Here is a 24,514-nt window from a genome sequence, read left to right as displayed (position 1 = left end):
TCAGGCCTTGGCCGACACGTCGATCGTGTGGCCGTCGGCGAGGCGCACGTAAGCCTTACGCTTGCCCTGGCGATTGCCCTGGCGGAAGCGGAACGACTTGACCTTGCCCTTCGTGTTCACGAGGTTCACGTCCACGACCTTGACGTCGAAGAGGTGTTCCACCGCAGCGCGCACGTCGGCCTTGGTCGCTTCGGGCGCCACGACGAACACGTACTGGTTGTTTTCCGCAAGACGGGCCGACTTCTCGGAGATGTGCGGCGCGCGAAGCGTGTTGAGCGTGCGTTCGGTGCTCATGCGAGCCACTCCTCGACCTTCTTGACCGCGTCCACCGTCATGACGACGAAGTCGCTACCGACCAGGCTGACCGGATTCAGGGCCAGCACGTCGACGACGTGGATGTACGGAATGTTGCGGGCGGACAGGTACAGCGCTTCGGTGGAGTCTTCCGACACCAGCAGCACGCGACCCTTGACTTCGAGCTCGGCGAGCTTGGCGATCATGCCCTTGGTGCTGGGCTTCTCGATCGACAGCTCCGTCACCACCTTCAGGCGACCCTGACGGGCCAGCTCGGCGATGATCGAGCGGATGGCGACGCGGTAAGCCTTGCGGTTGACCTTCTGCTCGAAGCTGCGCGGCTTGGCAGCGAACGTGACACCACCGCCGACGAAGATCGGAGCGCGATAGTCACCGTGACGAGCACCGCCACCCTTCTGCTTTTTGAACTTCTTCGTGGTGCCCGACATCTCACCGCGCGAGAGCTGCGCTTTGGTGCCGGCACGACCGCCTGCCTGGTAGGCAGTGACGACCTGGTGCACGAGGGCCTTCTTGTACTCGCCGCCGAACACTTCGTCCGAGACAGTGAGCGACTGGGCGCCAATAACGTTAAGTTCCATGGCGTGTCTCCTCAACCTTTGGTCGTCGGACGGATCACGACGTCGCCACCGGTCGCGCCCGGGACTGCGCCCTTGACTGCGATGAGGTGACGCTCGGCATCGACCTTGACCACTTCCAGGCCCTGCACGGTGCGATTGACCGCACCCATGTGGCCCGACATCTTCTTACCAGGGAACACGCGGCCCGGCGTCTGGCGCTGGCCGATCGAGCCCGGGGCGCGATGCGACAGCGAGTTACCGTGCGTGGCGTCACCCATCTTGAAGTTGTGACGCTTGATGGTGCCCTGGAAGCCCTTGCCCTTCGACACGCCGGCCACGTCGACCGTCTGACCGACGGTGAACACGCCTTCTGCGGTCAGCTCGGAGCCAACTTCATACTTGCCGGCTTCGTCCGCATTGATGCGGAACTCCCACAGACCACGACCCGGCTCGACCTTCGCCTTGGCGTAATGGCCTTTGGCGGGGTTCGTCAGCAGCGAGGCGCGCTTGGTGCCAGCGGTGACCTGGACGGCAGTGTAGCCGTCAACTTCTTCGGTCTTCACCTGGGTCACACGATTCGGGGTCGCTTCAATCAGCGTCACCGGAATCGAACGGCCGTCTTCGGTGAAGAGCCGGCTCATGCCGCACTTGCGGCCAACCAGTCCGATACTCATCTTCGTATCCTTATATCCGCTCAGCCGAGCTTGATCTGGACGTCAACGCCAGCCGCAAGATCGAGCTTCATGAGCGCGTCCACGGTTTTGTCGTTGGGGTCGACGATGTCCAGAACGCGCTTGTGGGTACGAGTCTCGTACTGGTCGCGGGCATCTTTGTCGACGTGCGGCGACACCAGAATGGTGTAGCGCTCGATCTTGGTCGGCAGCGGGATCGGGCCGAGGACCGTAGCGCCAGTGCGCTTGGCCGTCTCGACGATTTCGCTGGCCGAACGGTCGATCAGACGATGATCGAACGCCTTGAGCCGGATGCGAATCTTTTGGTTCGCCATAAAACCGTGTCCTGTTATCGAAAGAACGTTCTTGTGATTCGAAGTGGCTTCTCGCCACCCCGCACAACCCTATTGCTACTACGGGTACTGCAACGGGCCGCCAGGAGCAGCCAAGGACTGTCCAAAACGACCCGAAAAAGCCAGACAGACCACAAAACGGCCCGCCCGGACTAAAAAGTATAGAATGCACAAAAGATCAGGTCAACCGGACTCGCATCCGATGACCTTGGCCGGCACCCTACCCGGCTTCCTTGCCTGCGAACTCGAAGCGCCTTCCATGCACCTCATTTCGCGGTATCCGAAGGCCTGCAAGAGGCATCCGGGAGATATAGCCCGACGACTATACCCTATCGGTTTGGAAATTGGAAGCTTTTTGACCAGGTGATTTCAGGGGCCCTACAGGATGCCATCTGCCCCTGTAGGAGCGCGCCTTGCGCGCGACCGGGAAGGCAGAAAACGATCATGGTCACCCCACCCTCTTTCGCCACAAGCGGTCGCGCGCAAGGCGCGCTCCTACAGGGATACCGAACCATCCATGGCATTCTTCAGGACATAAAAAAAGCGGGGGCTTTCGCCCCCGCTTTTCAGGACACCCTTGCAGGTAACCGGTATTACGCCGTGATCTTGGCAACCACGCCGGCGCCGACGGTGCGGCCGCCTTCGCGGATGGCGAAGCGCAGGCCTTCGTCCATGGCGATCGGCTTGAGCAGCGTGACTTCCATCTTCACGTTGTCGCCCGGCATCACCATCTCGGTGCCTTCCGGCAGCTTGCAGGCGCCGGTGACGTCGGTGGTGCGGAAGTAGAACTGCGGACGGTAGTTGTTGAAGAACGGGGTATGACGACCACCCTCATCCTTCGACAGCACGTACACTTCGGCTTCGAACTGGGTGTGCGGCTTGATCGTACCCGGCTTCGACAGCACCTGGCCACGCTCGACGTCGTCACGCTTCAGGCCACGGAGCAGCAGACCGGCGTTGTCGCCTGCCTGGCCCTGGTCGAGAAGCTTGCGGAACATTTCGACGCCCGTCACGGTGGACTTCTGGGTGTCGCGCAGGCCGACGACTTCGATTTCGTCACCCACCTTGATGATGCCGCGCTCGATACGACCGGTCACGACCGTGCCGCGACCCGAGATCGAGAACACGTCTTCGACGGGCATCAGGAAGGTCTTGTCGATGTCGCGTTCCGGCGTCGGGATCCAGGTGTCGAGCGCATCAACCAGGTTGATGATCGCCGGCACGCCGATTTCCGACTGGTCGCCTTCGAGAGCAAGACGGGCCGAACCCTTGATGATCGGGGTGTCGTCGCCCGGGAACTCGTACTTCGACAGCAGTTCGCGGACTTCCATCTCGACGAGCTCCATGAGCTCGGCGTCGTCGACCATGTCGGCCTTGTTCAGGAACACGACGATGTACGGCACGCCGACCTGACGCGAGAGCAGGATGTGCTCACGGGTCTGCGGCATCGGGCCGTCAGCGGCCGAGCACACGAGGATCGCACCGTCCATCTGGGCGGCACCGGTGATCATGTTCTTGACGTAGTCAGCATGTCCCGGGCAATCGACGTGGGCATAGTGGCGGGTGGCCGATTCGTACTCGACGTGGGCGGTCGAGATCGTGATACCACGAGCCTTCTCTTCCGGCGCGGCATCGATCGCGTCGTAACCCTTGAACTCGCCGCCGAAACGATCGGCGCCGACCTTGGTCAGTGCGGCGGTCAGCGTGGTCTTGCCGTGGTCGACGTGACCGATGGTGCCGACGTTGACGTGCGGCTTATTGCGCTCGAACTTACCCTTTGCCATGACTCTAAACCTCTAAAAGAACGTTGTATGTTTTAAAGAAGAAGCCCTTATCAGGACTTCTTCATGACCTCGTCGGCGATATTCTTCGGCGCCGGCTCGTAATGGTCGAATTCCATCGTGAACGTGGCGCGACCCTGGGTCTGCGAACGCAGCGACGTGGCGTAGCCGAACATTTCACCGAGCGGGATCATCGCGTTGACGGTCTTGCCCGACGGGGTTTCTTCCTGACCGGTCAGCATGCCGCGACGACGCGAGATATCGCCCATCACGTCACCGACGTAGTCTTCCGGCGTCACGACCTCGACCTTCATGATCGGCTCGAGCAGAACCGGCTGCGCCTTGGCGAAGCCCTGCTTGAACGCCATCGAAGCGGCGAGCTTGAACGCCATTTCGGACGAGTCGACGTCGTGGTACGAACCGAAGACGAGCTTGACCTTGACGTCAACCACCGGGAAGCCGGCGAGCGGACCACTGGTGATCGTCTCGCGCAGACCCTTTTCAACGGACGGGATGAATTCCTTCGGAATCACGCCACCGGTGATGTCGTTGATGAAGAGGAAGTCGTCCTTGATCGTCAGCTTCGGATCAGCGCGGTCTTCAGCGGTGATCGGCGACAGCTCGATCACGACGTGACCGTACTGACCCTTACCACCCGACTGCTTGGCGTGCTTGTAGTCCGACTTGACGTCAGCGGCCTGAATCGTCTCGCGGTAAGCCACCTGCGGCTTGCCCACGTTGGCTTCGACGTTGAACTCGCGACGCATGCGGTCCACCAGGATGTCCAGGTGAAGCTCGCCCATGCCCGAGATGATCGTCTGGCCGGACTCTTCGTCGGTCTTGACGCGGAACGACGGATCTTCCGCGGCCAGACGGCCGAGGGCGATACCCATCTTTTCCTGGTCCGACTTGGTCTTCGGCTCCACCGCCATCGAGATCACCGGCTCCGGGAACGTCATGCGCTCCAGGGTGATGATGCTGTCCTGCGCGCAGAGCGTGTCACCGGTGGTGACGTCCTTCAGGCCGACAGCGGCAGCGATATCGCCAGCGCGGACTTCCTTCAGTTCGTGACGCTCGTTGGCGTGCATCTGCAGGATGCGGCCGATGCGCTCCTTCTTCGACTTGACCGGGTTGTACACCTGGTCACCGGCGTTCAGCGTGCCCGAGTAGACACGGAAGAACGTCAGCGCGCCGACGAACGGGTCGGTCATGATCTTGAACGCCAGCGCCGAGAACGGTGCGTCGTCCTTGGCCGGACGGGTATCCGGCTGCTCGTCTTCGTTGATGCCTTCGACCGGCGGACGGTCGATCGGCGACGGAAGAAGATTGACGACGGCATCGAGCATCGCCTGGACGCCCTTGTTCTTGAACGCCGTGCCGCAGAACACCGGAATGATCTCGCTGCGCAGAGTGCGCAGACGCAGACCTTCGATGATTTCGGCCTCGGACAGCTCTTCGCCGCCCAGGTACTTGTCCATCATCTCTTCCGTGGCTTCCGCCGCGGCTTCGATCATGGCAGTACGGGCCGATTCGGCCTTTTCCTGGAGGTTGGCCGGGATGTCCTGGTATTCGAACTTCATGCCCTGGGACTCCATGTCCCAGATGATCGCCTTCATCTTCAGCAGATCGACGACGCCTTCGAAGTTGTCTTCGGCACCGATCGGAACCTGCATTTCGATCGGGTTGGCGCCCAGACGAGCCTTGAGCTGCTCGACGACCTTGTAGAAGTTGGCGCCGGTACGGTCCATCTTGTTGACGAACGCGAGACGCGGCACCTTGTAGCGGTTGGCCTGACGCCACACGGTCTCGGACTGCGGCTGCACGCCACCCACGGCGCAGAGCACGAACACCGCACCGTCGAGCACGCGGAGCGAACGCTCCACTTCGATGGTGAAGTCGACGTGTCCCGGGGTGTCGATGATGTTGAAGCGGTGCTCGGGCAGCGAACGATCCATGCCCTTCCAGAATGCCGTGGTGGCAGCGGAAGTGATGGTGATGCCGCGCTCCTGCTCCTGCTCCATCCAGTCCATCGTCGCGGCACCGTCATGCACCTCGCCAATCTTGTGACTGACGCCGGTGTAGAACAGGATGCGCTCCGTGGTCGTGGTCTTGCCGGCATCGATGTGGGCCATGATGCCGAAGTTGCGGTAGCGCTCGATGGGAGTGGTGCGTGCCACGGTCTTTCCTCAGATCGGGTAGCTGGAAGGGATTACCAGCGGTAATGCGAGAAGGCCTTGTTGGCCTCCGCCATACGGTGCGTTTCTTCGCGCTTCTTGACGGCGCCGCCGCGGGACTCGGAAGCCTCGAGGAGTTCAGCAGCCAGCTTGCGCGGCATGGACGTCTCACCGCGCTTGCGAGCGGCTTCGATCACCCAGCGCATGGCAAGAGCCATACGACGACCCGGACGGACTTCGACCGGCACCTGGTAGGTGGCACCGCCGACGCGGCGGGACTTCACTTCGACGGCCGGGGCGATATTGCCCAGGGCCTTCTCGACGAGCTGCACCGGCTCGGCATTCTTCTCGCCGATGTGCTCGAGGGCGCCGTAGACAATAGCTTCGGCGACGGACTTCTTACCGGACTTCATCACCATATTGATGAAGCGGGCAATCAGCTGGCTTCCGTGCTTCGGGTCCGGGAGGACGACACGGGCGGGATGGGAACCTTTACGCGACATAATTGTTGTCCTTTACTCTCAGCCCTTCGGGCGCTTGGCGCCGTACTTCGAGCGCGACTTGCGACGCTTGGTCACGCCCGCGCAGTCGAGGCTGCCGCGAACGGTGTGGTAACGCACACCCGGGAGATCCTTGACGCGACCGCCACGGATCAGGACCACCGAGTGCTCCTGGAGATTGTGACCTTCGCCACCGATGTAGCTGATGACTTCGAAACCGTTGGTGAGGCGCACCTTGGCAACCTTACGCAGCGCCGAGTTCGGCTTCTTCGGGGTGGTCGTATAAACGCGCGTGCAAACACCGCGGCGCTGCGGGCTGCTCTGCAGGGCCGGCGAGGCGCTCTTGTACGCCTTGGGGCTGCGGGATTTGCGCACCAACTGGTTGACTGTCGTCATGCGAAGCTATTCCTGAGAAACATAAAGGCAGACCGAAAGATCGGCCCGCCGTATAAGCGATTTTAACGTGCGCCGCCGCTTGGAGCGGCCGGCACCCATCGTCCTTGAATCCGAACACGAGGCGCATCCGTGCGCCTCATTTCGTATGTACGGGCGAAGCCCGTACGGGGCCTCACTCGGCGCTATCGTTGGACCCGGCGGGAGCTTCTGCGAACGTGACAGCCGGCGCCGAACCCGAGAGGGTTTCGAGCTCCGAAGCCGTCAGGCCGCTCTGGTTACGACGCGCAGCGTGGTAAGCCAGACCTGTACCCGCAGGGATTAGCCGCCCAACAATAACATTTTCCTTCAGGCCACGCAACGTATCCCGGGTGCCACGGACCGCTGCCTCGGTGAGGACGCGGGTGGTTTCCTGGAACGAGGCCGCCGAGATGAACGACTCGGTGGCCAGCGAGGCCTTGGTGATGCCCAGCAGCACCGATTCGAACTCGGCGCGACGCTCGCCACGAGCCTCCGCACGGTCGTTCTCTTCGTTGATACGGATGCGCTCGACCTGCTCACCGCGCAGGTAGGTGCTGTCGCCCGCCTCCGTGATCTCGACCTTGCGGAGCATCTGGCGAATGATCGCTTCGATGTGCTTGTCGTTGATCTTCACGCCCTGGAGACGGTAGACGTCCTGGATTTCCTTGACCAGGTAGGAGGCCAGCGGCTCGACACCCAGCAGGCGCAGGATGTCATGCGGATTCGGCTCGCCGTCCACGACGGTTTCGCCCTTCTCCACGTGCTCGCCTTCAAACACGATGACCTGACGCCACTTGGGGATCAGCTCTTCGTGCTCGTTGCCGTCCGCGTCCTTGATGATGAGACGCTGCTTGCCCTTGGTGTCCTTGCCGAAGCTGATGATGCCCGAGCGCTCGGCGAGGATCGCCGGCTCCTTGGGCTTACGGGCTTCGAACAGATCGGCCACGCGGGGCAGACCACCCGTGATGTCGCGGGTCTTCGAGGTTTCCTGCGGGATACGAGCGACGACGTCACCCACGCCCACTTCGGCACCGTTCTGGATCGACACGATCGCGCCGGCCGGCAGGAAGTACTGAGCGGCGATATCCGTGCCCGGCAGCTTGAGCTCGCGGCCCCGGCTGTCTTCCAGGCGGACGATCGGGCGCAGGTCCTTCGCGGCCGTACCACGACGCTTCGGATCGGTCACCACCGCCGACTCGAGGCCGGTCAGTTCGTCGGTCTGCGACTGCACGGTCACGCCATCGATGAAGTCGATGAAGCGGACCACACCGGCCACTTCCGTGACGATCGGGTGGGTATGCGGATCCCAGTTGGCCACGGTCTGGCCGGCCTTGACCGGGTCGCCATCCTTGACGGCGATGGTGGCACCGTAAGGCACCTTGTAGCGCTCGCGCTCGCGACCGTTGGCGTCGATGACGCTGACTTCGCCCGAACGCGACACGGCCACCAGGTGACCGGCCGAGTGCTCGACCGACTTCAGGTTGTTGAACTTCAGCGCACCGGTGGTGCGGACGGTGACGTTGTCCACGGCAGCAGCTCGCGACGCGGCACCACCGATATGGAACGTACGCATCGTCAGCTGCGTGCCCGGCTCACCGATCGACTGAGCGGCGACCACACCCACGGCCTCGCCCATGTTGACCAGGTGACCGCGAGCAAGGTCGCGGCCGTAGCACAGGGCGCACACGCCGTGGCTGGCACGGCAGGTGATGGGCGAACGCACCTTGATCAGCTGCACGCCGGCCTTGTCGAGCTTGTCGACCAGGAACTCGTCGAGCAGCGTGTCGCGGGTGACGATGGGCTCGTCGTCGTCGCCGGGGGCGTAGACGTCTTCGACCACGACACGACCCAGCACGCGCTCGCGCAGCGGCTCGACCACGTCACCGCCTTCGACGATCGGGGACATCATGACGCCGTCTTCCGTGCCGCAATCGTGGCCGGTGATGACGACGTCCTGGGCCACGTCGACGAGACGACGGGTGAGGTAACCCGAGTTCGCCGTCTTCAGCGCCGTATCCGCAAGGCCCTTACGAGCACCGTGGGTGGAGTTGAAGTACTGGAGAACGTTCAGGCCTTCGCGGAAGTTCGCCTTGATGGGCGTCTCGATGATCGAGCCGTCCGGGCGGGCCATGAGGCCGCGCATACCTGCCAGCTGGCGAATCTGGGCCACGCTACCACGCGCACCCGAGTCGGCCATGATGTACAGCGAGTTCATCGACTTCTGGTTGACCAGGTTGCCTTCGGCATCGGCGACCTTCTCGGTACCGATGCCGTCGATCATCGCCTTGGCGACCAGTTCGTTGGTGCGCGACCAGATGTCGACCACCTTGTTGTAGCGCTCGCCGGCGGTGACCAGACCCGACTGGTACTGCTCCTGGATCTCGACGACTTCCTTCTCGGCTTCCTCGAGGATGCCCTTCTTCTCGGCCGGGATCTTCATGTCGTCGATGCCGATGGAGATACCGGCGCGCGTCGCGAAACGGAAGCCGGTGTACATCAGCTTGTCGGCGAAGACGACCGATTCCTTCAGGCCCAGCAGACGGTAGGTCTGGTTGATCAGGCGCGAGATGTTCTTCTTGGTCAGCTCGGTGTTGACCAGCGCGAACGGCAGGCCTTCCGGGATGATCTCGGCCAGCAGCGAACGACCGACCGTGGTGTCGACCACGCGGGTACGGGCGACGTTGTCGCCGTTCTCGTCGCGCTCGAACACGCGCACGCGGACCTTGACCTTCGCATGCAGTTCGACCGCACGGTTGTCGTAGGCGCGACGCACTTCGCCGATGTTGGCGAACACCATGCCGGCGCCCTTGGCGCCCACCAGCTCACGGGTCATGTAGTACAGACCCAGCACCACGTCCTGCGACGGCACGATGATCGGCTCGCCGTTCGCGGGGGACAGGATGTTGTTCGACGACATCATCAGGGCGCGGGCTTCGAGCTGCGCCTCGATCGACAGCGGCACGTGCACGGCCATCTGGTCACCGTCGAAGTCCGCGTTGAATGCGGTACAGACGAGCGGGTGCAGCTGGATCGCCTTGCCTTCGATGAGCACCGGCTCGAACGCCTGGATGCCGAGACGGTGCAGCGTGGGCGCACGGTTCAGCATGACCGGATGTTCGCGGATCACCTCTTCGAGGATGTCCCACACCTGCGGCTCTTCGCGCTCGACGAGCTTCTTGGCGGCCTTGATGGTGGTGGCTTCGCCGCGGGCCTGGAGCTTGGCGAAGATGAAGGGCTTGAACAGCTCAAGCGCCATCTTCTTCGGCAGGCCGCACTGGTGCAGGCGCAGCGTCGGACCGACCACGATGACCGAACGGCCCGAGTAGTCGACGCGCTTGCCGAGCAGGTTCTGGCGGAAGCGGCCCTGCTTGCCCTTGATCATGTCGGCGAGCGACTTCAGCGCGCGCTTGTTCGTGCCGGTGATGGCACGACCGCGACGGCCGTTGTCGAGCAGCGCATCGACCGATTCCTGCAGCATGCGCTTCTCGTTGCGGACGATGATGTCCGGCGCAGCGAGTTCGAGCAGGCGCTTCAGGCGGTTGTTGCGGTTGATGACGCGACGATAGAGGTCGTTGAGGTCCGACGTGGCGAAGCGGCCACCGTCCAGCGGGACGAGGGGGCGCAGATCCGGCGGGAGCACCGGAAGCACGGTCATGACCATCCACTCCGGCTTGTTGCCGGATTCGAGGAACGCCTCGATCAGCTTCACGCGCTTGGTGAGGCGCTTGAGCTTGGTCTCGGAGTTGGTCGAGGAGATTTCTTCCTTGAGGCGGATGACTTCGCCCGGCAGGTCGAGGCTCTTCAGCAGCTCGTAGACGGCCTCGGCACCCATGCGGGCGTCGAACTCGTCGCCGTGCTCTTCGGTGGCTTCCAGGTACTGGTCTTCGCTGAGCAGCTGGCCGCGCTCGAGCGCGGTCAGGCCCGGATCGATCACGACGAAGGCTTCGAAGTACAGGATGCGCTCGATGTCACGCAGCGTCATGTCCAGCATGAGGCCGATGCGCGAAGGCAGCGACTTCAGGAACCAGATGTGCGCGGTCGGACTGGCCAGCTCGATGTGGCCCATGCGCTCGCGACGGACCTTGGCCAGGGTGACCTCGGTGCCGCACTTCTCGCAGACCACGCCACGGTGCTTCATGCGCTTGTACTTGCCGCACAGGCACTCGTAGTCCTTGATCGGGCCAAAGATGGCCGCGCAGAACAGACCGTCACGCTCAGGCTTGAACGTGCGGTAGTTGATGGTTTCCGGCTTCTTCACTTCGCCGTACGACCACGAACGGATCAGCTCCGGCGAAGCCAGGGCGATCTTGATCGCGTCGAAGTCCAGCGTCTGTCGCTGCTGGTTGAACAGATTGAGCAGGTCTTTCATGCGTAATCTCCGGTAGCCGCGACGATCACTTGTTGATCTCTTCCAGCTCGATGTCGATAGCGAGCGAACGGATTTCCTTCACGAGCACGTTGAAGGATTCCGGCATGCCCGCCGCCATCTCGTGGTTGCCGTCGACAATGTTCTTGTACATCTGGTTACGGCCCTGCACGTCGTCGGACTTGACGGTGAGCATTTCCTGCAGCGTGTAAGCCGCGCCGTAAGCCTCGAGTGCCCAGACTTCCATTTCGCCGAAGCGCTGGCCGCCGAACTGCGCCTTGCCGCCCAGCGGCTGCTGGGTAACGAGCGAGTACGGACCGGTCGAACGCGCGTGCATCTTGTCGTCGACCAGGTGGTTCAGCTTCAGCATGTGCATGTAGCCAACGGTGACCGGGCGATCGAACGCCTCGCCGGTACGACCGTCGAAGAGGATGGTCTGGCCGGATTCCGGCAGGCCGGCGAGCTTCAGCATGTGCTTGATCTCGTGCTCTTCGGCACCGTCGAACACCGGGGTGGCCATCGGCACGCCGTCACGCAGGTTGTCGGCGAGGTTCATGATCTCGGCATCGCTCATCGACGGCAGGTCGACGCGGCGGACCGCACCTTCTGCACCGGCGTTGCCGTGGTTGTAGACCTCGTCGAGGAACTCGCGCATCTTGGCCGGCTTCTCGTTGGCCTCGAGCATGGCCGAGATCTTGTGGCCCAGGCCCTTGGCGGCCCAGCCCAGGTGAACCTCGAGAATCTGGCCGATGTTCATACGCGAAGGCACGCCCAGCGGGTTCAGGCAGATGTCGACCGGACGGCCGTCCGCCGAGAACGGCATGTCCTCGACCGGCACGATCATGGACACCACACCCTTGTTACCGTGGCGGCCTGCCATCTTGTCGCCCGGCTGGATGCGGCGCTTCACGGCGAGGTAGACCTTGACCATCTTGAGCACGCCCGGAGCGAGGTCGTCGCCCTGGGTGATCTTGCCCTGCTTCTCCTTGAAGCGCTTGTCGAAGGCTTCCTTGTGGCGACGAACCTGTTCGGCCGCGCGCTCCAGGAACTCCGAGACTTCCTCTTCCTTGACGTTGATCTTGAACCAGTCGTCCTTTTTGAGGGTATCGAGGTAGGCGTCGTCGATGACGGTGCCACGCTTGAGACCACCCGGACCGCTCATCGCGGTCTTGCCGTTGAGCTGTGCGCGCATACGGGCGTAGATGGCGCCCTCGAGGATGCGGAACTGGTCGTCGAGATCCTTGCGGATGCGCTTCAGTTCGGTTTCTTCGATCTGCTTGGCACGCTTGTCCTTCTCGATGCCGTCACGGGTGAAGACCTGCACGTCGATGACGTTGCCGTCCATGCCCGGGGGCACGCGCAGCGAGCTGTCCTTCACGTCCGAGGCCTTCTCGCCGAAGATGGCGCGAAGCAGCTTTTCTTCCGGCGTGAGCTGGCTTTCGCCCTTCGGCGTGACCTTGCCCACGAGGATGTCGCCGGCCTTCACTTCCGCACCGATGTAGACGATGCCGGACTCGTCGAGACGGGCCAGGGCCTGCTCGCCGACGTTCGGGATGTCCGCGGTGATTTCTTCGGCACCCAGCTTCGTGTCACGGGCGATGCAGGTCATTTCCTCGATGTGGATCGAGGTGTAACGATCTTCCTGCACGACGCGCTCGGAGATGAGGATCGAGTCTTCGAAGTTGTAGCCGTTCCACGGCATGAACGCGACAAGCATGTTCTGGCCGAGCGCAAGCTCGCCCAGGTCGGTCGACGAACCGTCGGCCAGCGTGTCGCCCACGGCCACCACGTCACCCACGTTCACCAGCGGACGCTGGTTGAGGTTGGTGTTCTGGTTGGAGCGGGTGTACTTGGTCAGCGTGTAGATATCGACGCCGGCATCATCGTCGCCCACTTCGGCTTCGTTGACGCGCACGACGATACGGGCCGCATCGACCTGGTCGATGACGCCACCACGCTTGGCCGACACGGTGACGCCCGAGTCACGCGCCACGGCGCGCTCGATGCCCGTGCCGACGAGCGGCTTCTGGCTGCGCAGGGTCGGAACGGCCTGGCGCTGCATGTTCGCGCCCATGAGTGCGCGGTTCGCGTCATCGTGCTCGAGGAAGGGCACGAGCGCCGCTGCCACCGACACCGTCTGCATGGGCGAAACGTCCATGTAGTTGATCTCGGCCGACGGACGCAGCTCCGACTCGCCGCGGAAACGGCAGGAGACGAAGTCTTCGAGGAACTTGCCTTCCTTCGACAGCGGCGAGTTCGCCTGCGCGATGACGTGGTCACCCTCTTCGATCGCGGAGAGGTAATCGACCTTGTCGGTCACCTTGCCGTTCTCGACCTTGCGGTACGGCGTCTCGAGGAAGCCGTAGGTGTTGGTGCGGGCGTACACGGCGAGCGAGTTGATCAGGCCGATGTTCGGGCCTTCAGGCGTTTCGATGGTGCAGACGCGACCGTAATGGGTCGGGTGGACGTCGCGCACTTCGAAGCCGGCGCGCTCACGGGTGAGGCCGCCCGGTCCGAGCGCCGAGACGCGGCGCTTGTGGGTCACTTCGGACAGCGGGTTGTTCTGATCCATGAACTGCGAGAGCTGCGACGAGCCGAAGAACTCCTTCACCGCGGCCGCAACCGGCTTGGCGTTGATGAGTTCCTGCGGGGTCAGGCCCTCGGATTCGGCCAGCGACAGGCGCTCGCGCACCGCGCGCTCGACGCGGACGAGACCGATGCGGAAGGTGTTTTCCGCCATTTCGCCGACCGAACGCACGCGACGGTTACCCAGGTGGTCGATATCGTCGACCGTGCCGGTACCATTGCGGATGTCGATGAGCACGCGCAGCACGTCGAGGATGTCCGACGTCTGGCCAAGCTCGCCGAGCAGGCGCTGGCATTCTTCTTCCTTGCGGTCGCTGAAGTACTTGTGGTCGTACAGCACGCCCGGACCCACGATGTCCTTGCGGCCCACGCGACGGTTGAACTTCATGCGGCCCACGGCCGAGAGGTCGTAACGGTCGAAGGTGAAGAACAGGTTGAAGAACAGGTTCTGCGCGGCATCCTTGGTCGGCGGCTCGCCCGGACGCATCATCCGGTAGATTTCGACCAGGGCCTCGAGCTGCGTACGCGTGTTGTCGATGCGCAGGGTGTTCGAGATGTACGCACCACGATCGAGATCGTTCACGTACAGCGTCGGCACCGTCTCGATGCCTGCCTTGCGGAAGTGCTCAAGGTGCTCGAGGGTGAGTTCGTCGTTGGCCGCGGCGATGACTTCGCCGGTGTCCTTGTCGATCATGTCGATCGCGACGATGCGGCCCACCGGGTAGTCGGCCGGTACTTCGAGCGAGGTGATCTTCTCGCTGGCGAGCTGGCGGACGTGGCGCGCCGTGATGCGCTTACCGGCCTCGACCAGCACCTTGCCATCGGCCACGAGGTCGAACGACAGGGTTTCACCACGCAGGCGCTCGGCGACGAGGTCGAGCGTGACGCTGCCGGTCTTGCCGAGGTGGAATACGTTGTGCTCGAAGAAGATGTCGAGCATTTCTTCGTTGTTGTAGCCCAGCGCGCGCAGCAGCACGGTCACCGGCAGCTTGCGGCGACGATCGATACGGGTGAACAGCGCATCCTTCGGGTCGAACTCGAAGTCGAGCCACGAGCCACGGTAAGGAATCACGCGGGCCGAGAACAGCAGCTTGCCCGAGCTGTGGGTCTTGCCACGGTCGTGGTCGAAGAACACGCCCGGCGAACGGTGCAGCTGCGAGACGATGACGCGCTCGGTGCCGTTGATGATGAAGGTGCCGGTGTCGGTCATGAGCGGAATCTCGCCCATGTAGACCTCCTGCTCCTTCACGTACTTCACGGCCTTCTTGGATGCCGGGCTGTCCTTGTCGTAGATGACCAGGCGCACGGTGGCGCGCAGCGGCGCACCGAAGGTCATGCCACGGTTGCGGCACTCGCGCTCGTCGAAGGCCGGCTCGCCGAGGCGATAGTCGACGTATTCGAGGGCGGCGTTGCCGGAGTAGCTGGAAATCGGGAACACCGACTTCAGCGCCGCGTGGAGACCCTTCTCCTCGCGTGCCTTGGCGGTGGTGTTCTCCTGCAGGAATTCCTTGTACGAGTCGGTCTGGATCGTCAGCAGGTTAGGCACGCCCAGCACGGGCGGGCGCTTGCCGAAATCCTTGCGGATGCGCTTCTTCTCGGTAAACGAGTAGGTCATGGTGGTTACCGCCTCGGTTCAATGGCCGGCTCGATCGCACCGGCCTTAGAGTTAGTGAATCGAAAATCGGAGATCGGGATTCGAACCGCGGAGCCCCATGCGGGCGGCTCTCGAATCGCGATGTCCCATTTCCGACGGATGGAACACGGATACAGCCCTTGGAACGGCCAAAGCCCGGGGGTTTACACCCCCAGGCCCGGCTTGACGCTAGATCAAACTCGTTGCGCGCAAGGCGCCAATTACTTGAGTTCGACCGTGGCGCCGGCAGCTTCGAGGTCCTTCTTGAACTTCGCAGCGTCTTCCTTCGAAGCAGCTTCCTTCACGACGCCACCGGCTTCGGTGAGGTCCTTGGCTTCCTTCAGGCCCAGGCCGGTGATGGCGCGGACGGCCTTGATCACGTCGACCTTCTTGTCGCCAGCGGACTTCAGGATCACGTCGAACTCGGTCTGCTCTTCGGCAGCGGCGGCGGCCGGGCCGGCAGCGGCAACGGCGACCGGGGCAGCAGCGGAGACGCCGAAGGTGTCTTCGATCGACTTCACCAGTTCCATGATTTCCGTCAGGGACTTGGCCTTGATGGCTTCAACGATCTGTTCGGTGGTCAGGGTGGACATTGTTTCTTACCTTCTGAAATGGGTTTCGATGAAATAAGTCAGCGAGATCAGGCTTCAGCCGGGGCTTCGGCGGCAACTTCGCCACCACCCTGCTTCTCCGCCACGGCGTTGACCGCGCGGGCGAACATCGTGATCGGCTCGACGAGGACACGGGCCAGCATGGCCAGGGCCTCTTCGCGGGTCGGCAGCGAGGCCAGCACGTCGACGTGCTTGGCATCGAACAGCTTGCCCTCGATGGAGACGACCTTCGGCTTGAGCTTGTCGTTGGTCTTCGCGAATTCCTTGATCAGGCGGCCAGCGGCGCCCGGTTCCTCAGTCGAGAACGCATAGAGCAGCGGACCGGTCAGGGCGTCGGCGACGACCTCGAACTCGGTACCAGCCACGGCGCGTGCGGCGAGCGTGTTCTTCACAACCTTGAGGAACACACCCGATTCACGGGCCTTCTTGCGCATCGCGGTCATCTGAGAGACCGTGGTGCCCGCGTATTCGGCGGCGACCAAGGAGTGAGCCTTCGCGGCGACTTCTGCCAGCTCGGCGACTACTTCTTGCTTCTGAGACAGATTGAGAGCCATTGCACTCCTCCAATTGAACTCCGCTTGCGACTCCTGCCGCTTGCGGTCCTGGGCGACATCCTCCATGACGTCGGGGACGGGAACGTCCCGGGTGGTGGCCTTTCCAGATTCGAAACGAATACCAGAAGGGGCTGCACCATCTACGCAGGCCGGATCCGACAAGGCATCCGATTAAGCGATTCCGCTTCCGACGACGGCGTGTCCTTGCCAACACGAGCTCCGTGCTCGTCGCCATCGTGCGCTGATCGCGCCTGCGGTCTTTGACGGCTGCCACGGCATTTCAACCATGGCCGCCCTCAAAAACGCGCCCTCGCCGGCAAGCCGGCGAGGGTCGTCCTAACTCTTACTTGGCCGAGGTGGTCACGGTCGAGGTATCGACCGGCACGCCAACGCCCATGGTGCTCGACAGCGCCACCTTCTGGATGTACTGACCCTTGGCAGCCGCCGGCTTGGCCTTGAGCAGGTCACCGAGCAGCGCGTTGAGGTTTTCGGCGAGCTGGGCAGCGTCGAAGCTGGCCTTGCCGATGGTGGCGTGGATGATGCCGCCCTTGTCGTTACGGAACTTGACCTGACCGGCCTTGGCGTTCTTCACGGCGGTGGCGACGTCGGCGGTGACCGAGCCATCCTTCGGGTTCGGCATCAGGCCGCGGGGACCGAGCACCTGGCCGAGCTTACCGACGACGCGCATGGCGTCCGGCGTGGCGATGACGCGACCGTAGTCGAGGTCGCCTGCCTGCATCTTCTCGGCGAGGTCGTCCATACCGACGGCATCGGCGCCGGCGGCAAGGGCTGCATCAGCCTTTTCACCCGGCGGCACGAACACGGCGACCTTGATGGTCTTGCCGGTGCCGTGCGGCAGGAGCGAGGAACCACGAACGCCCTGGTCGGACTTCTTGGCATCGATGCCGAGGCGGACGGCGACGTCCACGGATTCGGCGAACTTGGCCTTGGCGTTGTCCTTGACGATCTTGATGGCTTCATCGAGACCGTAGGTCTTGCCCGGCTGGACGGCGGCCGTAGCGGCCTTCATACGCTTGGTGAGCTTTGCCATGTCTTAACCCTCTACCACCAGACCCATGGAACGCGCGCTGCCGGCGATGGTACGCACGGCGGCATCGAGATCGGCAGCCGTGAGATCCGGCTCCTTCTGCTTCGCGATTTCCTCGAGCTGGGCGCGGGTGACCTTGCCCACCTTGTCGGTGTTCGGCTTCTGCGAGCCCTTGGCCACGCCCGTGATCTTCTTGAGAAGGATCGAGGCCGGCGGGGTCTTCGTGATGAAGGTGAAGGTACGGTCCGAGTAGGCCGTGATCACGACCGGGATCGGAAGACCCGGCTCGAGCTTCTGCGTGGCGGCATTGAACGCCTTGCAGAACTCCATGATGTTCAGGCCGCGCTGACCGAGGGCCGGGCCGACGGGCGGCGACGGATTGGCCTGACCGGCCTTCACCTGCAACTTGATGTAACCAATGACTTTCTTTGCCATTTCTCTTCAACCTCGCGAGTGCGTGCGCCTTGCGGCTCCTCGCTGTAGACCATCCCTGGGGGTGATGGATTCGCCCTTGCGAACCCCTGAAACACGGCCACGCCGGAGTAAAAACTCCAGCGTGGACCGAGAATTATAGGCACTGAGCAAAAATTAAGCAACGCCCGTGCCGCGGGCCCTGGATCAGGCCTTTTCGACCTGGCCGAACTCGAGCTCGACCGGGGTGGAGCGACCGAAGATGAGCACGGCCACGCGCAGGCGGCTCTTCTCGTAGTTGACCTCTTCGACCACGCCGTTGAAGTCGTTGAACGGACCGTCGGTGACCCGGACCATTTCGCCCGGCTCGAAGAGGACCTTCGGGCGGGGCTTCTCGACGCCTTCGCGAACGCGGCTGAGGATGTTGTCAGCCTCGGAGTCCCGGATCGGATGGGGGCGATCGGCGGTGCCGCCAATGAAACCCATGACCTTCGGGGTTTCCTTGACGAGATGCCAGCACTCGTCGTCGATACGCGGGGTCTTGCCGCTGGTATCGGTCTCGATCTGGACGAGAACATAACCCGGGAAGAACTTGCGCTCGCTGCGACGCTTCTGGCCGCCGCGCATTTCGATGACTTCCTCGGTCGGAACCAGGATTTCACCGAACTTTTCTTCCATGCCCTCACGCGCAACGCGCTCCGTGAGCGCCTTGCGAACCTGCTGTTCGAAACCTGAATAGGCGTGAACGACGTACCAACGTTTGCTCATGCCTTACCTCAATGTCCGAGCTTGAGCAGCCAATCGAGCACGATCGACTTCAACAGCCAGTCGATGAGCCCCATCAGCAGCGAAAGAATGATGACGACCACGATGATGATGCCGGTGGTCTTCAGCGTTTCGTCGCGCGACGGCCAGACGACCTTGCGCAACTCGAACTGCGACTCGGCGATGAAGCCGCGCAGCTTACGGCCCGGAGCCGTGAAGGAACCGATCGCCATGGCGGCGGCAACGGCGACGATAACGCCCACGACACGTGCGAACGACGGCACGCTGGGGTTATCGGAGAAATAGTAGAAACCGACGATGCCGGCGGCGAGCACGACCAGCGCAAGCGCCAGCTTGCCGAAATCGGCCGGGCCCATACCCTTGGCTGCTTCTTGTGCCTTCGTGTTCATGCGCGCTCGGAAGTGGCACGCCAGGAGGGACTCGAACCCCCAACCTGCGGTTTTGGAGACCGCTGCTCTGCCAATTGAGCTACTGGCGTACAAATGAAACGGAGTGAATCAAGGGCGGATGGTACACGACCATACCGCCCTGAAACCGGAAGCCGACCCTTGCGGGCCGGCGACCAGGGATATTACTTGATGATCTTCGACACCACGCCGGCGCCGACGGTGCGGCCACCTTCGCGAATGGCGAAGCGCAGGCCTTCGTCCATGGCGATCGGGAAGCCCAGCTGCACCGTGATCTTCACGTTGTCGCCCGGCATCACCATCTCGGTGCCTTCCGGCAGCTTGATGGAGCCCGTCACGTCCGTGGTACGGAAGTAGAACTGCGGACGGTAGTTGCTGAAGAACGGGGTGTGACGGCCGCCTTCGTCCTTCGACAGGACGTAGATCTCGCCTTCGAAGTCCGTGTGCGGGGTGACCGAACCCGGCTTGGCCAGCACCTGGCCACGCTCGACGTCTTCACGCTTCAGGCCGCGGACCAGCACGCCGACGTTGTCGCCTGCCTGACCCTGGTCGAGAAGCTTGCGGAACATTTCGACGCCCGTCACGGTGGTGTTCTGCGTATCGCGCAGACCCACGACCTCGGCGGCATCACCCACCTTGACGATGCCGCGCTCGACGCGACCGGTGAGCACCGTACCGCGACCCGAGATCGAGAACACGTCTTCGACCGGGAGCAGGAAGGGCTTGTCGATCTCGCGCTGCGGCTCCGGAATCCAGGTGTCGAGTGCGTCGACGAGCTTGATGATCGCCGGCACGCCGATGTCGGACTGGTCGCCATCGAGGGCGAGACGGGCCGAACCCGAGATGATCGGGGTGTCGTCGCCCGGGAACTCGTACTTCGACAGCAGTTCGCGGACTTCCATTTCGACGAGCTCGAGGAGCTCGGCGTCGTCGACCATGTCGGCCTTGTTCAGGAACACGACGATGTACGGCACGCCGACCTGGCGCGAGAGCAGGATGTGCTCGCGGGTCTGCGGCATCGGGCCGTCAGCGGCCGAGCACACGAGGATCGCGCCGTCCATCTGGGCGGCACCGGTGATCATGTTCTTGACGTAGTCAGCATGTCCCGGGCAATCGACGTGACCGTAGTGACGGGTCGGCGATTCGTATTCGACGTGGGCGGTCGAGATCGTGATACCACGAGCCTTCTCTTCCGGAGCGGCGTCGATCGAGCCGTAATCCTTGAATTCACCACCGAAACGCTCGGCGCCGACCTTCGTCAGGGCAGCCGTCAGCGTGGTCTTGCCGTGGTCGACGTGGCCGATGGTGCCGACGTTGACGTGCGGCTTGGTGCGTTCGAACTTACCCTTTGCCATGAGCGCTAAACTCCGCTGGAGCCAATGAGATAGAGAAAAAGGAACCGCCGCGTACGACGAAGATGGTGCTCATGACTGGAATCGAACCAGCGACCTCTTCCTTACCAAGGAAGTGCTCTACCGACTGAGCTACATGAGCACGAAACGAAATGCGCGTATGAACAATGGAGCGGGAGACGGGAATCGAACCCGCACAATCAGCTTGGAAGGCTGAAGTTCTACCATTGAACTACTCCCGCACTACGCGGAACTCGTACTGGTGGAGGAAGGTGGATTCGAACCACCGAAGGCGTAAGCCAGCAGATTTACAGTCTGCCCCCGTTGGCCGCTTGGGTATTCCTCCAACAAAGAACGCCTATTGTCGCGAGCGTCCCGGATACTGTCAACAACTTCAGCACGTTTTCATGACGGCTTCATTGTGACCCGGATGCCCTGACAACTCCTGTCGATACGGGTGGTCGCCAGGTGGGCCGCGAAGTGTACAGGGGTGTTATCGGGTTGTGAAGCTGTCATTTGGGTTTTGGGGCCTCTGGCGCGCTCCTACATGGCGGCTTGGGGCAGGCACCGCTCCGGTCCGGTCGCGCGCGAGGCGCGCTCCTACATGGCCGTAGCGCACTGCTTGGTCTGGTCGCGCGCAAGGCGCGCTCCTACACGGCAACCACGTAGGAGCGCGCCTTGCGCGCGACCGGGCGAAGCCGGAAGGCCTCAGGCCTCCCGCGTCGCCAGCACCAGCGGCTCCATCGCCCGCGACATCTCCATCAGCTTCATCGCGTATTCCTGCAGACGGAGGTCCTTCTCCTCCACCGGCTTCCAGGGCGGTACCGGGGTGGGCTTGCCGCCGTCGGCCTTGTCCATCGCCACGAAGACCATGACGCAGCTGGTGGCCAGCCGCTGTTCGCCGCTGCGCAGGTCGCGGGCCAGGACATCCACCGCCAGATGCATGCTCGACGTGCCGGTGTGGATGAGGCGGGCGCGCACGGTCACGAGATCGCCGATGAGGATGGGGGCCAGGAACTGGATGCCGCTGACCGAGACCGTGACGCAGTACGCTCCGCTCCAGCCCACCGCACACGCGTACCCCGCCTGGTCCAGCCACTTCATGGCCATGCCACCGTGCACCTTGCCGCCGAAATTCACATCGGTGGGTTGGGCCAGGAAACGGAATTCGACTTCTCGCTGGGTGCCGGGCATGGGCCTACCTTGCTGGGGAAAACCCCATTATGAAGCGCGGCGCCTTGTCGCGCCGCCCCGCCGGACATAGATTGCGTCTATCGCCTCCCGGAGTGCCCGATGGTCCTGCGCAGCGTCGCCTCGAGGTTGGCCCTGGGAGTCCTGCTGGGCTCGGCGATCGTCCTGGTCGTCACGGGCGGCCTGTTGCTGTCGCATACCCGGGAGCAGACGCTGGAGCAGACCGCGCGGGAAGCCGCCGCCATCGCCGACTCGGCGTCCAGCCGGATCCAGGTCCACATCGACGGCGTGGCCCGGGTCGCCCGCGTACTGGCCGGACAACTTGCCACCCGGCGGGAGCAGGCCCCCGCCCTGGTCCGCGATGCCCTGGCGGTGAATCCCGAGATCGTGGACATCAGTGCCGCCTTCGTCCCCCGTGACACGGCCAGCGTCAGGGCGGCAGACGCACCCGTCGCACGCAGGGATGCCACCGGGAAGATCACCTCGGGCAGTCGCAGGGACGAACCGGAGGCGTACTGGACCGCTCCCTGGTTCGTGCGTGGCCTCAACTGCGAGACCGGCTGCTGGCAGCCTCCCTTCCACTCCCCTGCCCGCCCGGACACCCTCGTCGGCTATTCGATAGCGATTCCGGGCGACAAGGTGTCCGTGCAGGGCGTGGCGGACGCGACCATCAGCCTGGGCTGGCTGCAACGTGTCCTGGGATCGCTTGGCAAGCCAGCCCACGCCTCGGCCTTTGTCGTGGATGCCGACGGCCGGTTCCTCGCCCACGACTGGCTCTCGTACATCGGCACGAAGGGCAGCCATCCGCTCCTCACCGCCATTGCCGAAGGCCGCAATCCCGTCCGGATCACGCCCGAGGAAGGCGGCCGGGTCAGCGAACCGGTCTGGGTCTACTTCGTGCCCATCAAGGGCACCCAGTGGACCTTTGGACTCTCCATGCCCGAACGTGCGGTCATGGCGGACCTGCGGCAGACCTACCTGGTGGACATCGTACTGGGGCTTATCGCCCTCGCCGGCGTCTCTGTCATCGCCCTGCTCATCACGCGACGCCTGCTGGCTCCGCTGACCGTGCTCGCGGACCGCGCCGAGGACGTCTCGCGTGGCGAGCTCGATTTCGAGCTTCCCGTCGTCACACGCAACGACGAAGTGGGCCGGCTTACCCGGGCCTTCGACCAGATGCGCCACCAGCTGGCGGGTCATATCGACTCCGCGAAACGCGTGGCCCGCGAGCAGGAGCGCATCGCGAGCGAACTCGATATTGCCAGGCAGATCCAGCTGGCGCTGATCCCGTCGCCCCACTGGCTCGCCAACGACGGCCGCATCGAGGTGCATGCCGCCCTGCGCCCCGCATCGGCCGTAGGCGGCGATCTGTATACCTATTTCGCGCTCGGCGCCCGCCACGTCTGCATCATGGTGGGCGACGTCTCCGACAAGGGCATCCCTGCGGCTCTGTTCATGGCGCGCACCGTGACCCTCGCTCGCACGCTGGCCACACATGCGCGCTCGCCCAGCGACATCCTCGCCGCGCTGAATCGCGAACTGTGCAAGGGCAACGACACCTGCATGTTCGTCACCCTGCTCTGCGGTGTCGTGGAAACGGAAACCGGCCTGCTGGCCCTGGCCAGCGCAGGTCATGAACAACCGGTGTTGCATGCCGGCGGCACGGCTACCCTGGTGGATGTGGAGACCGGCCCCGCGCTCGGCCTCGACCCGGATGCGCGCTACCCTGTACGCGTACTTTCGTTGCTGGGGGGCGATACCTTGCTCATGTACACCGACGGCGTCAGCGAAGCGCATACCGGGGGCCAGCGCCTTTTCGGCACGTACGGCCTGTTGCGCAGCGTTTCGGACGTTCCCGAAGGCGCGCCGCCGGAAATCTACGTGGAACGGATCCTCGGCGACGTGGACGCCTACGTGGAAGGCGCCCCAGCCTATGACGACATCGCCGTGCTCGCACTCACCTGGCACGACCTCGGCGCAGAAGGAGCCCGCCTCGATGCGGTTGCGCATTCCTAATCGTCTGGAAGACGTATTCCTCGCTCTGGAACAGGCCGACGTCGCGCTCAGGCGAAGTCGTGTCGCGGAAGCCTGTTGCGCCGATGTGCGCCTTGTCCTGGAAGAACTGCTGGTCAACACCGTGCGTCACGGCTATCCGGATGGTCGCGACGGTTACATCGACATCGACCTGGAGATCCGTTCCGACGCGGTACGGCTCGACCTGTGCGACGACGCACAGGCGTTCGATCCGATGCTGCACGAACCTCCAGACCTGCCCGGCGACCTCGCAGACCGCGCCATCGGCGGCCTGGGGCTGCACATCGCGCGCAGCATCGCCGACGACCTGACCTACCAGCGCCACGAGCGGCACAACCAGGTCATCGTGCATTTCCTTATCACTCCCTCCGACGAGCCCGCCCCATGACCCTGATCGTCCGCAGCGAAAGCCCTGGCCACGAACGCAGCACCGTGTGGCTCGAAGGCCGTCTGGACGCGGCCACCTACGTGGAATTCGACGAGGCCATGCGCGACGTCACGCCTCTGGTGGATAGCGGCGGCACGCTCGTGATCGACCTGTCCGCGCTTGAATACATCAGCAGTGCCGGCTTGCGCAGCCTGGCCCTTCTTCGCAAGCAGATGCGCGATCGCGACGGGCGCACGCTCCTGCTCAACCCGCAGCCGCAAGTGAGAAAGGTGTTCGATATCGTCAAAGCCGTGCCGCTGGCGGAAGTCTTTGCCAACGTGGCGGAACTCGACGCCTACCTGGACCACATGCAGCGCCAGATCAGCTCGCCGGATCGCTGAAG

Annotated in this window: 21 protein-coding genes and 4 tRNA genes; 3 read left to right on the top strand and 22 right to left on the bottom strand. The window is 63.4% G+C overall.

The window, feature by feature from the left end:
- The 22 genes from rplW to HBF25_RS18595 form a co-directional block, all read right to left on the bottom strand.
- Positions 1–294 (bottom strand): 50S ribosomal protein L23, encoded by a 294-nt coding sequence (gene rplW, locus HBF25_RS18700; protein ID WP_166951198.1) that lies wholly within the window; start codon positions 292–294, stop codon positions 1–3.
- A complete protein-coding gene (rplD, locus tag HBF25_RS18695) occupies positions 291–893 on the bottom strand; it encodes a 50S ribosomal protein L4 (RefSeq protein ID WP_166951196.1) in 603 nt (200 codons plus the stop codon). Before rplD ends, rplW begins: the two co-directional genes overlap by 4 nt.
- A gap of 11 nt (positions 894–904) precedes the next feature.
- A complete protein-coding gene (gene rplC / locus HBF25_RS18690) occupies positions 905–1,546 on the bottom strand; it encodes a 50S ribosomal protein L3 (RefSeq protein ID WP_166951193.1) in 642 nt (213 codons plus the stop codon).
- 20 nt (positions 1,547–1,566) lie between these two features.
- Complete coding sequence (rpsJ, locus tag HBF25_RS18685; RefSeq protein WP_014402136.1) at positions 1,567–1,878, bottom strand: 30S ribosomal protein S10; 312 nt, start codon at positions 1,876–1,878, stop codon at positions 1,567–1,569.
- Positions 1,879–2,489: 611 nt separating this feature from the next.
- A complete protein-coding gene (gene tuf / locus HBF25_RS18680; RefSeq protein WP_166951192.1) occupies positions 2,490–3,680 on the bottom strand; it encodes an elongation factor Tu in 1,191 nt (396 codons plus the stop codon).
- A gap of 50 nt (positions 3,681–3,730) precedes the next feature.
- Positions 3,731–5,854 (bottom strand): elongation factor G, encoded by a 2,124-nt coding sequence (fusA, locus tag HBF25_RS18675; RefSeq protein ID WP_166951190.1) that lies wholly within the window; start codon positions 5,852–5,854, stop codon positions 3,731–3,733.
- A 32-nt stretch (positions 5,855–5,886) separates the two neighbouring features.
- A complete protein-coding gene (gene rpsG / locus HBF25_RS18670) occupies positions 5,887–6,354 on the bottom strand; it encodes a 30S ribosomal protein S7 (protein ID WP_166951188.1) in 468 nt (155 codons plus the stop codon).
- Positions 6,355–6,372: 18 nt separating this feature from the next.
- The gene (gene rpsL, locus HBF25_RS18665) at positions 6,373–6,747 is read right to left on the bottom strand and encodes a 30S ribosomal protein S12 (RefSeq protein ID WP_045829438.1); all 375 of its coding nucleotides are present in this window, start codon (positions 6,745–6,747) and stop codon (positions 6,373–6,375) included.
- 172 nt (positions 6,748–6,919) lie between these two features.
- Positions 6,920–11,134: a DNA-directed RNA polymerase subunit beta' gene (gene rpoC, locus HBF25_RS18660; RefSeq protein WP_166951186.1), complete on the bottom strand. Its 4,215-nt coding sequence runs from the start codon at positions 11,132–11,134 to the stop codon at positions 6,920–6,922.
- Positions 11,135–11,159: 25 nt separating this feature from the next.
- Positions 11,160–15,332: a DNA-directed RNA polymerase subunit beta gene (gene rpoB / locus HBF25_RS18655; protein ID WP_166951184.1), complete on the bottom strand. Its 4,173-nt coding sequence runs from the start codon at positions 15,330–15,332 to the stop codon at positions 11,160–11,162.
- 239 nt (positions 15,333–15,571) lie between these two features.
- Positions 15,572–15,943, bottom strand: a complete 372-nt coding sequence (rplL, locus tag HBF25_RS18650) for a 50S ribosomal protein L7/L12 (protein WP_144917075.1) — start codon at positions 15,941–15,943, stop codon at positions 15,572–15,574.
- Positions 15,944–15,990: 47 nt separating this feature from the next.
- On the bottom strand, positions 15,991–16,515 hold the full coding sequence (gene rplJ, locus HBF25_RS18645) for a 50S ribosomal protein L10 (RefSeq protein ID WP_166951183.1): 525 nt from the start codon (positions 16,513–16,515) through the stop codon (positions 15,991–15,993).
- A gap of 343 nt (positions 16,516–16,858) precedes the next feature.
- On the bottom strand, positions 16,859–17,566 hold the full coding sequence (gene rplA / locus HBF25_RS18640) for a 50S ribosomal protein L1 (RefSeq protein ID WP_166951181.1): 708 nt from the start codon (positions 17,564–17,566) through the stop codon (positions 16,859–16,861).
- A 3-nt stretch (positions 17,567–17,569) separates the two neighbouring features.
- Positions 17,570–17,998, bottom strand: a complete 429-nt coding sequence (gene rplK, locus HBF25_RS18635; RefSeq protein ID WP_045829444.1) for a 50S ribosomal protein L11 — start codon at positions 17,996–17,998, stop codon at positions 17,570–17,572.
- A gap of 183 nt (positions 17,999–18,181) precedes the next feature.
- Positions 18,182–18,742, bottom strand: coding sequence for a transcription termination/antitermination protein NusG (gene nusG / locus HBF25_RS18630; RefSeq protein WP_166951179.1), 561 nt, complete (start codon positions 18,740–18,742; stop codon positions 18,182–18,184).
- Between the two features lie 8 nt (positions 18,743–18,750).
- The gene (gene secE / locus HBF25_RS18625) at positions 18,751–19,149 is read right to left on the bottom strand and encodes a preprotein translocase subunit SecE (RefSeq protein ID WP_166951176.1); all 399 of its coding nucleotides are present in this window, start codon (positions 19,147–19,149) and stop codon (positions 18,751–18,753) included.
- A 13-nt stretch (positions 19,150–19,162) separates the two neighbouring features.
- Positions 19,163–19,238 (bottom strand) — tRNA-Trp (locus HBF25_RS18620).
- Between the two features lie 93 nt (positions 19,239–19,331).
- Complete coding sequence (gene tuf, locus HBF25_RS18615) at positions 19,332–20,522, bottom strand: elongation factor Tu (protein ID WP_166951174.1); 1,191 nt, start codon at positions 20,520–20,522, stop codon at positions 19,332–19,334.
- 63 nt (positions 20,523–20,585) lie between these two features.
- Positions 20,586–20,661: transfer RNA gene (locus HBF25_RS18610), tRNA-Thr, on the bottom strand.
- 26 nt (positions 20,662–20,687) lie between these two features.
- Positions 20,688–20,761, bottom strand: a tRNA-Gly gene (locus tag HBF25_RS18605).
- 18 nt (positions 20,762–20,779) lie between these two features.
- Positions 20,780–20,865, bottom strand: a tRNA-Tyr gene (locus tag HBF25_RS18600).
- A gap of 362 nt (positions 20,866–21,227) precedes the next feature.
- Positions 21,228–21,713 (bottom strand): acyl-CoA thioesterase, encoded by a 486-nt coding sequence (locus HBF25_RS18595; RefSeq protein ID WP_166951172.1) that lies wholly within the window; start codon positions 21,711–21,713, stop codon positions 21,228–21,230.
- Positions 21,714–21,812: 99 nt separating this feature from the next.
- On the opposite strand from HBF25_RS18595, the gene HBF25_RS18590 reads away from it, so the two are divergent.
- From HBF25_RS18590 to HBF25_RS18580, 3 genes are read left to right on the top strand one after another with little or no spacing between them, the layout of a single operon-like run.
- On the top strand, positions 21,813–23,726 hold the full coding sequence (locus HBF25_RS18590) for a SpoIIE family protein phosphatase (RefSeq protein WP_166951170.1): 1,914 nt from the start codon (positions 21,813–21,815) through the stop codon (positions 23,724–23,726).
- Positions 23,707–24,132: an ATP-binding protein gene (locus HBF25_RS18585; protein ID WP_166951168.1), complete on the top strand. Its 426-nt coding sequence runs from the start codon at positions 23,707–23,709 to the stop codon at positions 24,130–24,132. The genes HBF25_RS18590 and HBF25_RS18585 overlap by 20 nt, the downstream gene beginning before the upstream one ends.
- A complete protein-coding gene (locus tag HBF25_RS18580) occupies positions 24,129–24,512 on the top strand; it encodes an STAS domain-containing protein (RefSeq protein WP_166951166.1) in 384 nt (127 codons plus the stop codon). Before HBF25_RS18585 ends, HBF25_RS18580 begins: the two co-directional genes overlap by 4 nt.
- The last annotated feature ends 2 nt before the right edge of the window (positions 24,513–24,514 follow it).

The sequence above is a fragment of the Luteibacter anthropi genome (genome assembly GCF_011759365.1).
In the GTDB taxonomy this organism is placed as follows: domain Bacteria; phylum Pseudomonadota; class Gammaproteobacteria; order Xanthomonadales; family Rhodanobacteraceae; genus Luteibacter; species Luteibacter anthropi.
This window is presented reverse-complemented; position numbering and strand designations above follow the sequence as displayed.